The 11,738-nt window shown below is 31.5% G+C and carries 23 protein-coding genes; all 23 read left to right on the top strand.

The genetic code is table 11. From position 1 onward, the window contains the following. Positions 1–57: 57 nt before the first annotated feature. From rpsL to rplO, 23 genes are read left to right on the top strand one after another with little or no spacing between them, the layout of a single operon-like run. On the top strand, positions 58–429 hold the full coding sequence (gene rpsL / locus ABXT48_RS04085; RefSeq protein WP_169036396.1) for a 30S ribosomal protein S12: 372 nt from the start codon (positions 58–60) through the stop codon (positions 427–429). Positions 430–431: 2 nt separating this feature from the next. Then, positions 432–902 (top strand): 30S ribosomal protein S7, encoded by a 471-nt coding sequence (rpsG, locus tag ABXT48_RS04080; RefSeq protein WP_415277708.1) that lies wholly within the window; start codon positions 432–434, stop codon positions 900–902. Positions 903–908: 6 nt separating this feature from the next. Continuing rightward, on the top strand, positions 909–2,987 hold the full coding sequence (fusA, locus tag ABXT48_RS04075) for an elongation factor G (RefSeq protein WP_415285743.1): 2,079 nt from the start codon (positions 909–911) through the stop codon (positions 2,985–2,987). Positions 2,988–2,992: 5 nt separating this feature from the next. After that, entirely contained in the window at positions 2,993–3,301 is a 309-nt protein-coding gene (gene rpsJ, locus ABXT48_RS04070; RefSeq protein ID WP_271492964.1) for a 30S ribosomal protein S10, read from the top strand. A 2-nt stretch (positions 3,302–3,303) separates the two neighbouring features. Next, on the top strand, positions 3,304–4,014 hold the full coding sequence (gene rplC, locus ABXT48_RS04065) for a 50S ribosomal protein L3 (RefSeq protein ID WP_415285742.1): 711 nt from the start codon (positions 3,304–3,306) through the stop codon (positions 4,012–4,014). After that, positions 4,014–4,637 carry a 50S ribosomal protein L4 gene (rplD, locus tag ABXT48_RS04060; RefSeq protein WP_415285741.1) on the top strand — a complete coding sequence of 208 codons (624 nt, stop codon included), beginning with the start codon at positions 4,014–4,016 and terminating at the stop codon, positions 4,635–4,637. Before rplC ends, rplD begins: the two co-directional genes overlap by 1 nt. Position 4,638: 1 nt before the next feature. Beyond that, complete coding sequence (rplW, locus tag ABXT48_RS04055; RefSeq protein ID WP_271525613.1) at positions 4,639–4,932, top strand: 50S ribosomal protein L23; 294 nt, start codon at positions 4,639–4,641, stop codon at positions 4,930–4,932. Positions 4,933–4,935: 3 nt separating this feature from the next. After that, positions 4,936–5,781, top strand: coding sequence for a 50S ribosomal protein L2 (gene rplB / locus ABXT48_RS04050; protein WP_415285740.1), 846 nt, complete (start codon positions 4,936–4,938; stop codon positions 5,779–5,781). Further along, positions 5,781–6,074 carry a 30S ribosomal protein S19 gene (gene rpsS / locus ABXT48_RS04045; protein WP_271492437.1) on the top strand — a complete coding sequence of 98 codons (294 nt, stop codon included), beginning with the start codon at positions 5,781–5,783 and terminating at the stop codon, positions 6,072–6,074. The genes rplB and rpsS overlap by 1 nt, the downstream gene beginning before the upstream one ends. A gap of 2 nt (positions 6,075–6,076) precedes the next feature. After that, entirely contained in the window at positions 6,077–6,475 is a 399-nt protein-coding gene (rplV, locus tag ABXT48_RS04040; RefSeq protein WP_271492435.1) for a 50S ribosomal protein L22, read from the top strand. After that, positions 6,459–7,139: a 30S ribosomal protein S3 gene (gene rpsC, locus ABXT48_RS04035; RefSeq protein ID WP_271492433.1), complete on the top strand. Its 681-nt coding sequence runs from the start codon at positions 6,459–6,461 to the stop codon at positions 7,137–7,139. Before rplV ends, rpsC begins: the two co-directional genes overlap by 17 nt. A 2-nt stretch (positions 7,140–7,141) precedes the next feature. Further along, entirely contained in the window at positions 7,142–7,552 is a 411-nt protein-coding gene (rplP, locus tag ABXT48_RS04030) for a 50S ribosomal protein L16 (protein ID WP_271525610.1), read from the top strand. 1 nt (position 7,553) lies between these two features. Then, positions 7,554–7,745 (top strand): 50S ribosomal protein L29, encoded by a 192-nt coding sequence (gene rpmC / locus ABXT48_RS04025; protein ID WP_415277703.1) that lies wholly within the window; start codon positions 7,554–7,556, stop codon positions 7,743–7,745. After that, entirely contained in the window at positions 7,738–7,974 is a 237-nt protein-coding gene (rpsQ, locus tag ABXT48_RS04020) for a 30S ribosomal protein S17 (RefSeq protein ID WP_271492425.1), read from the top strand. The genes rpmC and rpsQ overlap by 8 nt, the downstream gene beginning before the upstream one ends. Beyond that, complete coding sequence (gene rplN / locus ABXT48_RS04015) at positions 7,971–8,339, top strand: 50S ribosomal protein L14 (protein ID WP_271492422.1); 369 nt, start codon at positions 7,971–7,973, stop codon at positions 8,337–8,339. Before rpsQ ends, rplN begins: the two co-directional genes overlap by 4 nt. Before the next feature lies 1 nt (position 8,340). Further along, a complete protein-coding gene (gene rplX, locus ABXT48_RS04010; protein ID WP_415285739.1) occupies positions 8,341–8,589 on the top strand; it encodes a 50S ribosomal protein L24 in 249 nt (82 codons plus the stop codon). Beyond that, on the top strand, positions 8,589–9,143 hold the full coding sequence (gene rplE / locus ABXT48_RS04005) for a 50S ribosomal protein L5 (RefSeq protein ID WP_415285738.1): 555 nt from the start codon (positions 8,589–8,591) through the stop codon (positions 9,141–9,143). The genes rplX and rplE overlap by 1 nt, the downstream gene beginning before the upstream one ends. A gap of 2 nt (positions 9,144–9,145) precedes the next feature. Beyond that, complete coding sequence (rpsN, locus tag ABXT48_RS04000; protein WP_271492416.1) at positions 9,146–9,451, top strand: 30S ribosomal protein S14; 306 nt, start codon at positions 9,146–9,148, stop codon at positions 9,449–9,451. 10 nt (positions 9,452–9,461) lie between these two features. After that, positions 9,462–9,857 carry a 30S ribosomal protein S8 gene (gene rpsH, locus ABXT48_RS03995; protein ID WP_271492411.1) on the top strand — a complete coding sequence of 132 codons (396 nt, stop codon included), beginning with the start codon at positions 9,462–9,464 and terminating at the stop codon, positions 9,855–9,857. Beyond that, the gene (gene rplF, locus ABXT48_RS03990) at positions 9,857–10,396 is read left to right on the top strand and encodes a 50S ribosomal protein L6 (RefSeq protein ID WP_415285737.1); all 540 of its coding nucleotides are present in this window, start codon (positions 9,857–9,859) and stop codon (positions 10,394–10,396) included. The genes rpsH and rplF overlap by 1 nt, the downstream gene beginning before the upstream one ends. Beyond that, the gene (rplR, locus tag ABXT48_RS03985; RefSeq protein WP_415285736.1) at positions 10,396–10,752 is read left to right on the top strand and encodes a 50S ribosomal protein L18; all 357 of its coding nucleotides are present in this window, start codon (positions 10,396–10,398) and stop codon (positions 10,750–10,752) included. The genes rplF and rplR overlap by 1 nt, the downstream gene beginning before the upstream one ends. Positions 10,753–10,754: 2 nt before the next feature. Continuing rightward, entirely contained in the window at positions 10,755–11,267 is a 513-nt protein-coding gene (gene rpsE / locus ABXT48_RS03980; protein ID WP_415285429.1) for a 30S ribosomal protein S5, read from the top strand. Continuing rightward, a complete protein-coding gene (gene rplO / locus ABXT48_RS03975; protein WP_415285735.1) occupies positions 11,267–11,728 on the top strand; it encodes a 50S ribosomal protein L15 in 462 nt (153 codons plus the stop codon). Before rpsE ends, rplO begins: the two co-directional genes overlap by 1 nt. Positions 11,729–11,738: the final 10 nt, after the last annotated feature.

The raw sequence follows: 11,738 nt of genomic DNA, 5'->3' as shown, positions 1-11,738 counted from the left end.
ATAACCTGTCAGTTATTTTCATTCAAAAATAAATTAATTAATTAATTAAAAAAATTTATGCCAACTATTAATCAGTTGTTAAGAAAGAAAAGAACTAGACCTGTTGCAAGAAATAAAGTTCCTGCACTTGAAAAACAACCCTTAAAAAGAGGTGTGTGTCTTAAAGTTTACACAACAACTCCTAAAAAGCCGAATTCTGCACTAAGAAAAGTTGCAAGAGTTAGACTTTCAAATGGCTTTGAAGTTACAGCTTACATTGGTGGTGAAGGGCATAACCTTCAAGAGCACTCAGTAGTTTTAATTAGAGGTGGTCGTGTTAAAGATTTACCTGGTGTTCGTTATCATATTCTTAGAGGAAATCTAGATACACAAGCAGTTGCAAATAGAAAGAAACGTAGATCTTTGTATGGAACTAAAAAAGGTAAATAATTATGTCTAGAAAAAAAACGCAACCAAAAAAAGTTGTCACTCCAGATCCGATTTTTAAATCAACTATTATTCCAAAACTAATTAACTCAATCATGTACGATGGAAAAAAAGTTGTTGCTGAAAAAATTGTATATGAAGCAATTGAAAAAATTAAATCAAAAACTAAAGAAGAGCCAATTAACGTATTTAACGAAGCAATAAACAATATCAAACCTACTGTAGAAGTTAGATCTCGTAGAGTTGGTGGTGCAACCTATCAAGTTCCTGTTGAAGTAAAATCTAACAGAGCTCAAGCACTTGCGATTAGATGGCTAGTTGATGCTTCAAGAAAAAGAAAAGACAAACATATGTCTGATAAAATTTTTAATGAACTGTATGATGCGTATGAAAAAAAAGGATCAGCAGTTAAAAAAAGAGAAGATGTGCATAAAATGGCTGAGTCGAATAAGGCCTTTGCTCATTTTAGGTGGTAAAAAATTATGGCTAGAATTAATACATTAGACACATATCGTAACATTGGAATTATGGCTCATATTGATGCCGGTAAAACCACTACTACTGAAAGAATTTTATACTACACTGGAAAAAGTCACAAAATTGGTGAAGTTCATGATGGTGCAGCAACAATGGATTGGATGGAGCAAGAACAAGAAAGAGGAATCACAATTACTTCAGCTGCAACTACTTGTTTTTGGAATGACCATAGAATTAATATTATCGATACTCCTGGTCACGTAGATTTTACCATTGAAGTTGAAAGATCATTAAAAGTTTTAGACGGTGCTGTATGCGTTTTTGATGGTGTTGCAGGTGTTGAGCCTCAATCAGAAACAGTATGGAGACAAGCTGATAAATATAAAGTTCCAAGAATTTGCTTTGTAAATAAACTAGATAGAACTGGTGCAGATTTTTATAGATGTGTGGATATGATTAGAGATAGACTTGGTTGCAAACCTTTGGTTATACAAGTTCCAATTGGTATGGAAGCAGATCTAGTTGGAGTTGTTGACTTAGTTAAGATGAAAGCCCAGGTTTGGAAAAATGAAGCCTTAGGTGCAGAGTGGGAATACAAAGAGATTCCTGATGATTTAAAAGAGATTTCTCAAAAATATAGAACTGAACTTGTTGAAACTGCTGTAGAACAGGACGAAAAATTAATGGAAAGCTATTTAAATGGTGAAGAAATTAAAGAAGAAGATTTAGTTAAGTGTATAAGAAAAGGAACACTAAATTTCAACTTTGTTCCGATAACTACTGGTTCAGCATTTAAAAACAAAGGTGTTCAACCTTTACTTGATGCTGTTATTAATTATTTACCAAGCCCAATTGATATTGGTTCAATTAATGGAACAATACCAGGAACCGAAGATATCAAAGAAATGAAATTTGAAGATGGAGCTGGTTTTTCAGCTTTAGCTTTTAAAGTTGCGAACGATCCATTTGTTGGATCATTAACTTTTATAAGAATTTACTCTGGAACAATTAAAACTGGAACTGCTGTTTATAATACTTCAAAAGAAAAAGAGGAAAGAGTCGGCAGAATGCTTTTAATGCATGCAAATTCTAGAGAAGATATTAAAGAGGCAAATGCCGGTGATATCGTTGCATTAGCTGGTCTTAAATATACAATAACTGGTCACACTTTATGTGATGAGGCCAACCCAGTTTTGCTTGAGCCAATGGAGTTTCCGGAGCCAGTAATTGAAATTGCAGTTGAACCTAAAACAAAAGCTGACCAAGAAAAAATGGGTGAAGCTTTAGCTAGATTAGCAAAAGAAGACCCTTCATTTAGAGTAACTTCAGATGAAGAATCTGGTCAAACAATAATCAAAGGTATGGGGGAATTACACCTAGATATTATTGTTGATCGAATGAAAAGAGAATTTAATGTTGAAGCAAATATTGGAGCACCTCAGGTTGCTTACCGTGAAACTATTCAAAACGCATCTGAGTTTGAATACACACACAAAAAACAAAGTGGTGGTGCGGGACAGTTTGCAAAAGTTAAACTTTTAGTAGAACCTCAAGAACCAGGCAAAGGTAGGGAGGTTGATAGCAAAATTAAAGGTGGATCAATTCCTAAAGAGTTTATTCCAGGTGTTGAGAAAGGTATTGAAACAATATCTGATGGTGGAATTCTAGCTGGATTTCCCATGATTGATTTCAAAGTTACAATTTTAGATGGATTACACCATGATGTTGACTCTAGTGTGCTTGCATTTGAACTTGCTGGTAGAGCTTGCTTTAAAGAAGCTTGTACTAGAGGTGGATTGAAATTATTAGAGCCAGTAATGAGAGTTGAAGTTGTAACTCCTGAAGATTACATGGGCGATGTTATTGGTGATTTAAATAGTAGAAGAGGCCAAATAAGTGAGCAAGAAAGCAGAGGAAATGCGACAGTTATAACTGCAATGGTTCCTTTAGCGAATATGTTTGGATATATAAACAGCTTAAGATCAATGTCTCAAGGAAGAGCTCAGTACTCAATGTTTTTTGATCATTACTCTAAAGTCCCACAAAACGTGCAGGATGAAGTAACTAAGAAGATTGCTGGATAAATATTATGGAAAAACAAAACATTAGAATTAAATTAAGAGCTTACGACAATAAGATCTTGGACGCCTCTACTGAAGAAATTGTAAACACTGTTAAGAGAACGGGTGCCACAGTTAAAGGGCCAATACCACTACCAACTAGAATTGAAAAATACACAGTTTTAAAAGGACCTCACATTGATAAAAAAAGTAGAGAGCAATTTGAAACAAGAACACATAAAAGATTGATTGATATCATTGAACCTACACCTCAAACTGTAGAAGCTTTAATGAAACTAGATTTAGCATCTGGTGTCGATGTGGAGATAAAAATTTAATTATGACTGAAATAGCTTTAGTTGGAAAAAAAATAGGTATGACAAGAGAGTTTTACCATACTGGTCGTTTAGTTCCTGTTACAGTAATTAAAATGGAAAAAGCTAGAGTTATTAGTGTGATTGAAGAAGATAAACGTGGATATAAAGCTATACAATTAGGTTTTGGCAACATTAAAAGCTCAAAACTTACAAAAGCAATGAAGGGCATGTATGCTAAAAAAAATACTGAAGCAAAGAAAAAATTAAAAGAATTTAGAGTAAAAGATACAGAGCCATACAAAGAAGGTAATGAATTTGGTTTAGAAATTTTTAATGAAGTCAAATTTGTTGACACTACTTCAAAAACTATTGGAAAAGGTTTTGCTGGAGCGATGAAAAGACACAACTTTGGTGGTTTAAGAGCTACACATGGTGTTTCTGTTTCACATAGATCTCATGGCTCAACAGGTCAAAGACAAGATCCTGGTAAAGTTTTTAAAGGAAAAAAAATGGCTGGTCATATGGGGGACAGAGTTAGAACAATGCTAAATTTAGAGATAATTAAAACTGATTTAGAAAACGAATTATTATACTTAAAAGGTTCAATACCAGGCTCTAAGAACTCAGAAGTATTAGTCAAACAATCAGTTAAAGCTATTAATAAACTAACTATTAAAGAAAAAATTGCTGCTGCAGAAGAGGCTAAAAAAACACCAGATAAAAAGAAAAGATAATGAAAATTGATAAAATAAATTTAGATGGGAAAAAAGACTCAATTGAGGTTTTGGATAAAATTTTTTCAGCAAAAATAAATAAAAAACTGGTAGATAATGTTTTATACAAAACTAATGCTAACTACAAAGGTAGGCACGCTAAAACAAAACAACAGAATGAAATTGCTGGATCTACTTCGAAGATTTATGCTCAAAAAGGAACAGGTGGAGCACGTCATGCGAGTAGAAAAGCTCCTATATTTGTTGGTGGTGGTGTAGCACATGGTCCAAAAGGTCAATTAGCCTATAAAAAAAGAAAACTTAACAAAAGTGAAAAAAAATTGAGTGTAGCATCACTAATTACTGAAAAGAATAAGCTTAATAATCTATTAATCTTTAGTGATTTTGCTACTGAAATTAAAAAAACTAAAGAAATGCAATCAATCATCAAAAAATTTAATTTAACTCATTCATTAATAATTCTAGATAAGATTTCAAAAGATAAAGTTGAAAAATCAATGAGAAACATACCAAATGTTAAAGTTACTGACGTAAACCACTTTAGTGCCTTTGATATTATTAAATTTAAAAAAGTTGTGTTTACTGAAAGTTCAATAAAAGAACTAGAAAAGAGATATTCTTAAAATGGATAAGATACATTTATATGATAAAATTTTATCACCAATGCTAACTGAAAAGACAACAAATCTTTCCGAGCAAAATAAAATTGTATTTAAAGTTCCAAGAGAAGCTAACAAAACTAATTTAAAAAAAAATATTGAAAAAATTTTTAAAGTAAATGTTATTAAAATTAACATAATCAATAAGCAAAACAGAAAAGTTGTTAAAAGAGGGAAAAAAGTAAATATTCAAGGGTATAAAAAGGCAATTATAACTCTAAAAAAAGGTCAAAGTATCGATCTAACAACAGGAATTTAAATAATGGCATTAAAAACATTCAAACCATATACAAAATCTACTAGAGGAACCGTTCTTGTTGATAGAACGGGTCTATGGAAGGGTAAACCTTTTAAAATGCTTGTTGAGCCTAAAAATTCAATGCGTGGAAGAAACAACAATGGTCATATCACTTCTAGAAATATGTCAGGTGGCGGCCATAAGAAAATGTATAGACTTGTAGATTTTTATAGAAAAAAATTTGATGTGCCTGGTACAGTTGAGCGTATCGAGTATGACCCAAACAGATCATGTTATATTATGTTAATTAAGTTTGAAGACGGAACTCATTTTTACTATTTAGCACCTCAAAAAATTAATGTTGGTGATGTTGTTGAAAATGGCCCTGCAAAAGAAATTAAAGTTGGTAATTGTATGCCTTTAAGAGACATTCCAGTGGGTGTAAACGTGCATAACGTTGAATTACAACCAGGTGGTGGTGGAAAAATAGCTAGATCCGCTGGCACTTCTGTGACTATAAGCGGTTTAGATGGCAATTATTCATTAGTTAAGATGACCTCTGGCGAAGTTAGAAGAATAGACTCAAGATGCATGGCAACAATTGGTGTTTTGTCAAACCCAGACCAAAAAAATATTAAAATTGGTAAAGCTGGAAGATCAAGATGGCTAGGTAGAAGACCCCATACAAGAGGAGTTGTGATGAACCCAGTTGATCACCCACACGGTGGTGGTGAAGGTAAGAGTGCTGGTGGTAGACATCCAGTATCTCCGACAGGTCAAGGTGCAAAAGGATTAAAAACAAGAACAAACGCAAGAACAGATAAGTTTATAGTTAAAAGAAGAAATAAAAGAAAGGATACTAAAAAATAATGGCTAGATCAGTATGGAAGGGTCCTTTTGTCGAAGAGAGCTTAATTAAAAAAGTTGAAAAACAAAAATTAGACCCCAAAAAAATGCCAATTAAAACTTGGTCAAGAAAATCAACTATAATTCCTGAATTTATTGGTGTTAGTTTTTTGATTTATAATGGAAAAAAATTTATACCTGTTACCATTTCTGAAGATATGGTTGGACACAAACTTGGTGAGTTTTCACCAACAAGAACATTTTTTGGACATACACCTGCAGATAAAAAAGCAAAACCAGCAACAGCTAAGAAATAACCATGAATAAGAAAAAGAAAATTAATAGAATTAAAGTAGATACAGTTAGATCAGTAAATAATAATATTAGATCTAGTGTGAGAAAACTTAATCCAATTCTTAAGGCAATTGTTGGAAAAAAAGTTGATGTTGCTATTAGAGAATTACAATTTTCTGCAAAAAGAATAACTAGAGAGATCAGAAAAACAGTTTCATCAGCTATCGCTAATGCTGAAAATAACAATCAATATGATATTGATAAGTTAATTGTTAAAGAAGCTTATTGTGGGAAAAAAGTTGTTATGAAAAGATTTAGACCTAGAGCAAAAGGTAGAGCTGCACCAATTTTAAAACCATATTCAACAATTACAATTATATTATCAGAAGCAAAACAAATGGAGAGTCATGGGACAAAAAGTTAATCCAATAGGTTTTAGACTTGGTGTGAATAGAGGTTGGGACTCTGTTTGGTATGCTAAAAAGAAAGATTTTGGAAATTATCTAATTGAAGATTTTAAAATTAGAGCCTATATCAAGAAAAATGTAGTTAACTCTGGTGTATCAAAAGTAATGATAGAGAGAACTTCAAATAAATGTTTTGTTACAATTTACACTTCAAGACCAGGGTTTGTTATTGGTAAAAAAGGTAGTGATATTGATAAAATTAAAAACAATTTATCTAAGTTTACAAGCAATGAAGTATCTTTAAACATTAAAGAAGTTAAAAAACCTGAAACTAATGCTTTTTTAGTAGCTGAAAATATTGCACAGCAACTAGTAAAAAGAATATCATACAGAAGAGCAATGAAGAGAGCCATGCAGTCTTGTATGAGGTTAGGTGCCAAGGGAATTAAGGTTGCAATAAGTGGTAGACTTGGTGGTAACGAAATCGCAAGAACAGAGTGGTTGAGAGAGGGTAGCATTCCTTCTCACACATTAAGAGCAGATATTGATTATGATGAAGCAGAAGCTTTAACAACATTTGGAATTATTGGAATTAAAGTTTGGATTTACAAAGGTGAAGTTTTCGCAAGAGAATTTAGTCAGGAAACAAATAAAGTTAAGCCTAAAGAGGTTAAAGAGTAATTATGTTACAGCCAGTAAGGACAAAATATAGAAAAGCTCATAAAGGTAGAATTCATGGAACAGCTACACGTGCTGCGAAGATTAATTATGGATCATTTGCTTTAAAAGCTATGGCTCCTGAAAGAATTATTGGTAAACAAATTGAAGCTGCTAGGGTCGCTTTAACAAGACATATGAAAAGACAAGGACGTGTTTGGACTAGAATTTTTCCAAATATTCCAGTTTCAAAAAAACCTGTTGAAGTAAGAATGGGTAAAGGTAAGGGTGCTCCTGAATATTGGGCATGTAGAGTTAAACCTGGTAGAATTTTATTTGAAATAGACGGTGTTTCTGAAGCAATTGCAAAAGAAGCTCTTTATAAAGCATCAGCTAAATTACCTATTAAAACTAAGTTTATAAAAAGATTTGCATAATATGAAAATACAAGAAATAAAAAAATTATCTAAAGACGAAGTTTTAAAAAACATAGATAAGTTGAAAAAAGATTTATTTAATTTTAGATTTCAAAGAATTAATTCTGAAATTAAAGATCCATCAAAAATTGGACAAACAAAAAAAACGATAGCAAGGTTAAAAACTATACTAAAAGGAAAATTAAATGCCTAAAAAAATATTAACTGGAGTAGTTACTAGTGATAAGCCTAATAAAACTATTACTGTAGCGGTAGAGAGAAAATATTCACATCCTGTGCTAAAAAAAGTTGTTAAAGTTCAAAAGAAATACAATGCGCATGATGAGAATAATAAATTCAAAACTGGAGATAAGGTTTCGATTATTGAATGTAAACCGTTTTCAAAAAATAAAAAATTTCAAGTAATGGATGGTTCTAAATGATACAGGTACAAACTGAAATGTTAGTTGCAGATAACACTGGTGCAAAAAGAATTGAATGTATTAAGGTTCTAGGTGGATCAAAACGTAGATATGCTAGTATTGGTGACACAATTGTTGTTGCTGTAAAAGAAGCGATACCTAAGGGTAAAGTGAAAAAAGGTTCTGTCCACAAAGCAGTCGTAGTTCGGGTTAAATATGGAATTCATAGAGACGATGGTTCAAAAGTTAAATTTGATAACAATGCAGCAGTGTTGGTTGATGATAAAGGTGAACCAGTTGGAACTAGAATTTTTGGACCTGTAACAAGAGAATTAAGAAATAGAGGTCAAATGAAAATAATTTCACTAGCCCCTGAGGTATTATAAAATGATTAAAAAAGGTTCTAAAGTAAAAGTATTAACCGGAAGAGATAAAAAAAAAGAAGGTGAAGTTATTGAAATAGACAGACCCAACAACAGGGCAAAAGTTCAAGGAATTAATATTGTGAAGAAGCATGTAAAGACTACAAAAGAAAAAAAAGGTGGAATTATTTCTAAAGAAAGTTTTATTCATATTTCAAACCTTGCACTTGTTGATGCAAAAGAAAAAATAAAAAAAACTGAGGCTAAAAAATAATGATACCAAGATTAAAAGAGCTTTATTACAAAGAAATTCAACCTGCGCTTAAAGAGCAATTAGGATTTAAAAATACCTTTCAGGGACCAAAAGTACTTAAAGTTGTCATTAATATGGGTTTAGGTCTAGATGGTGCTGACGCTAAGATTATGAAATCTACTGAAGAGGATTTGGGAAAAATTACAGGACAAAAACCTACAGTTACAAAATTTAAGAAATCTGTTGCCAATTTTAAAACAAGAAAAGGTACTAATGCAGGACTAAAAGTTACTTTAAGAGGTAACAAGATGTATGAATTTATTGATAGATTAGTTAACATTGCGCTACCTAGAATTAAAGACTTTAGAGGCCTATCACCTAAAGGTTTTGATAAATTTGGTAATTACACTTTTGGAATTAAAGAGCATATTATTTTCCCTGAAGTTAATTTTGACAGAATAGACAAAATTAGAGGTCTTGATGTGGTGGTTGTAATTGCTGCTATGAACAAAGATCATAGTTTCGCACTTTTGGAAAAATTAAATTTTCCATTTATTAAAAAAGGAGATAACTAAAAATGGCTAAAGTAAGTGCAGTTCAAAAAAACGATAAAAGGATTAAACTTTCAGATAGATTGTTTAAAAAAAGATTAGCTTTAAAAAAAATAATTATGGATAAGAAAATTTCTCTTGAAGAAAGATTTAAAGCACAACAAAAATTATCTAATTTGCCCAGAAATTCAGCAAAAAATAGAGTGATGAATAGGTGTCAAATTACTGGAAGACCACATGGTGTTTACAGAAAATTAAAAATATCAAGAATAGCTTTAAGAGACTTAGGATTACATGGATTAATTCCAGGTATGACGAAGTCGAGCTGGTAGAAAGGAATATATGAGCTTAAGTGACCCAATTGGGGATATGATCGCAAGAATAAAAAATGCTTTAGTGAGAAATCACAAAAAAGTTGCACTGCCTTCTTCTAACTTTAAAGTAAAAATTGCAGATATCTTAAAAAATGAGGGTTTTATTAAAGAATATAAAATTGATACTGAAGATAAAAAACCAGTTTTATCTATAGATCTAAAATACTATTCAGGAAATCCAGTTATTAGCACATTTGAAAGAGTATCAAAGCCAGGAAGAAGAATTTTCTCAAGTGCTGACAGTTTACCAAAAATTAATGGTGGGCTTGGTGTGGCAATAGTTTCTACTCCAAAAGGTGTTATGACGGATGTTGATGCTAGAAAGCAAAAAGTTGGTGGTGAAATAATCTGTAAGGTATTTTAATGTCTAAAATTGGTAAAATAAGTATTTCAATCCCTGAAAAAGTTAAAGCAGTACTATCCGGTAACGTGCTTAATATTGAAGGACCATTAGGGAAAAAATCTCTTAATGTCGATTTAGAAATGTTTAATGTTGATATTACTGAAGGAAAAGAAATATCAATCAAACCAAAAAAAGTTGACCAAAATTCAAAAAGACTATGGGGAATGAATAGAAGTTTAATAAACAATGCTGTTATTGGCTCTAGCACTGGATATGAAAAAATATTAGAGTTAGTTGGTGTTGGTTATAGAGCTGCGCTTAAAGAAAAACAATTAAATCTACAGCTTGGTTATAGTCATGATATAAATTTTGATATACCAGAGGGTATTAAGATTGTTGTTGAAAAACAAACAACTGTTAAAGTTAGTGGATCTGACAAACAACAAGTTGGTATGGTTTGTTCTGTGATCAAATCTTTTAGAAAACCTGAGCCTTATAAGGGTAAAGGGATTAGAGAAAAAGGACAGTATATATTAAGAAAAGAAGGAAAGAAAAAATAATGAAACTAAATGCAATTGAAAGAAAAAAGTTCAGAGTAACCAATAAAGTAAAAAAGGTTTCTTCTCCTGATAGATTAAGATTAAGTATTTCAAGGTCTTCAAAAAATATATCTGCTCAAATAATTGATGATGTAAAAAATATTACTCTAGTTTCTTCTTCTTCAATCGAAAAAGATATTAAAGCTATGAGCAAAGTTAATAAAACGGATATTTCTAAAATTGTTGCTGAAAAACTAGCAAAAAAAGCTGTAGAAAAAAAAATAACAAAAATCTATTTTGATAGAGGTGTATATAAATATCATGGTAGAGTTAAGGCATTTGCTGAAACGTTGCGTAAAAATGGAATGGAATTTTAATTATGGACTTTAAAAAAAAAATTGACGACGGAATTTTAGAAAAACTAGTTCACATTAATAGAATTACTAAAGTTGTAAAAGGTGGACGTAGATTTGGTTTTTCAGCACTAGTTGTTGTAGGAAATCAAGCAGGTAAAATTGGTATAGCTCATGCTAAAGCTAAACAAGTTCCAGACGCAATTAAAAAAGCAAATGAAACTGCTAGAAGAAAATTAATTCATATACCTTTAAGAGAGGGTAGAACTATACACCATGACGTTTATGGTAAAGATGGGGCAGGTAAGATTATTTTAAGATCAGCTCCAAAAGGAACTGGTATCATTGCTGGGGGTCCTGTGAGAGCAGTTTGTGAAGTTTTAGGAATTAAAGATATAGTTGCTAAATCGATGGGCACATCAAACCCTCATAACATGATAAGAGCTACAATGAAGGCTCTTTCAAAACAAAATTCACCAAAACATATAGCAACAATTAGAAATAAAAAAATTTCTGACGTAATTGAAAAAAGAGGATAATGAGCACATTAAATACTACTGGAAAAGTTTTATATAAAAAAAAAATGAGAGTTGGTAGAGGTATCGGTTCTGGAAAAGGTAAAACTTCTGGAAGAGGAGTTAAGGGTCAAAAATCTAGATCTGGTGTTGCTATCAAAGCTTTTGAAGGTGGTCAAATGCCTTTATATAGAAGATTACCTAAAAGAGGCTTTAATGCAATTAAAAGATATCAGGCTGTTATAGCAATAATGAATTTAGAAAAAATTCAATCGTACATTGATGAAAAAACTATTAATTCAAGCGATGTAATAAACATGGCTTTGCTTATAAAATTGAAATTAATTAACAAGAATTCTCAAAAATTAAAAATACTAGGCACAGGTGACATTAAAGACAAAGTTAGCATTGAAGCTGATCTAATATCAAAAGCTGCTGTAGTTAAATTAGAAAAAGCTGGTGGCACAATACAATTAAAAAAATAATTAAGATATT

This window comes from Candidatus Pelagibacter sp. Uisw_101, from assembly GCF_047727615.1.
GTDB lineage: Bacteria > Pseudomonadota > Alphaproteobacteria > Pelagibacterales > Pelagibacteraceae > Pelagibacter.
This window is presented reverse-complemented; position numbering and strand designations above follow the sequence as displayed.

Coding starts and splice junctions, on each gene's coding strand:
- rpsL (WP_169036396.1), top strand. CDS start 58: ATGCCAACTATTAATCAGTTGTTAAGAAAGAAAAGAACTAGACCTGTT.
- rpsG (WP_415277708.1), top strand. CDS start 432: ATGTCTAGAAAAAAAACGCAACCAAAAAAAGTTGTCACTCCAGATCCG.
- fusA (WP_415285743.1), top strand. CDS start 909: ATGGCTAGAATTAATACATTAGACACATATCGTAACATTGGAATTATG.
- rpsJ (WP_271492964.1), top strand. CDS start 2,993: ATGGAAAAACAAAACATTAGAATTAAATTAAGAGCTTACGACAATAAG.
- rplC (WP_415285742.1), top strand. CDS start 3,304: ATGACTGAAATAGCTTTAGTTGGAAAAAAAATAGGTATGACAAGAGAG.
- rplD (WP_415285741.1), top strand. CDS start 4,014: ATGAAAATTGATAAAATAAATTTAGATGGGAAAAAAGACTCAATTGAG.
- rplW (WP_271525613.1), top strand. CDS start 4,639: ATGGATAAGATACATTTATATGATAAAATTTTATCACCAATGCTAACT.
- rplB (WP_415285740.1), top strand. CDS start 4,936: ATGGCATTAAAAACATTCAAACCATATACAAAATCTACTAGAGGAACC.
- rpsS (WP_271492437.1), top strand. CDS start 5,781: ATGGCTAGATCAGTATGGAAGGGTCCTTTTGTCGAAGAGAGCTTAATT.
- rplV (WP_271492435.1), top strand. CDS start 6,077: ATGAATAAGAAAAAGAAAATTAATAGAATTAAAGTAGATACAGTTAGA.
- rpsC (WP_271492433.1), top strand. CDS start 6,459: ATGGGACAAAAAGTTAATCCAATAGGTTTTAGACTTGGTGTGAATAGA.
- rplP (WP_271525610.1), top strand. CDS start 7,142: ATGTTACAGCCAGTAAGGACAAAATATAGAAAAGCTCATAAAGGTAGA.
- rpmC (WP_415277703.1), top strand. CDS start 7,554: ATGAAAATACAAGAAATAAAAAAATTATCTAAAGACGAAGTTTTAAAA.
- rpsQ (WP_271492425.1), top strand. CDS start 7,738: ATGCCTAAAAAAATATTAACTGGAGTAGTTACTAGTGATAAGCCTAAT.
- rplN (WP_271492422.1), top strand. CDS start 7,971: ATGATACAGGTACAAACTGAAATGTTAGTTGCAGATAACACTGGTGCA.
- rplX (WP_415285739.1), top strand. CDS start 8,341: ATGATTAAAAAAGGTTCTAAAGTAAAAGTATTAACCGGAAGAGATAAA.
- rplE (WP_415285738.1), top strand. CDS start 8,589: ATGATACCAAGATTAAAAGAGCTTTATTACAAAGAAATTCAACCTGCG.
- rpsN (WP_271492416.1), top strand. CDS start 9,146: ATGGCTAAAGTAAGTGCAGTTCAAAAAAACGATAAAAGGATTAAACTT.
- rpsH (WP_271492411.1), top strand. CDS start 9,462: ATGAGCTTAAGTGACCCAATTGGGGATATGATCGCAAGAATAAAAAAT.
- rplF (WP_415285737.1), top strand. CDS start 9,857: ATGTCTAAAATTGGTAAAATAAGTATTTCAATCCCTGAAAAAGTTAAA.
- rplR (WP_415285736.1), top strand. CDS start 10,396: ATGAAACTAAATGCAATTGAAAGAAAAAAGTTCAGAGTAACCAATAAA.
- rpsE (WP_415285429.1), top strand. CDS start 10,755: ATGGACTTTAAAAAAAAAATTGACGACGGAATTTTAGAAAAACTAGTT.
- rplO (WP_415285735.1), top strand. CDS start 11,267: ATGAGCACATTAAATACTACTGGAAAAGTTTTATATAAAAAAAAAATG.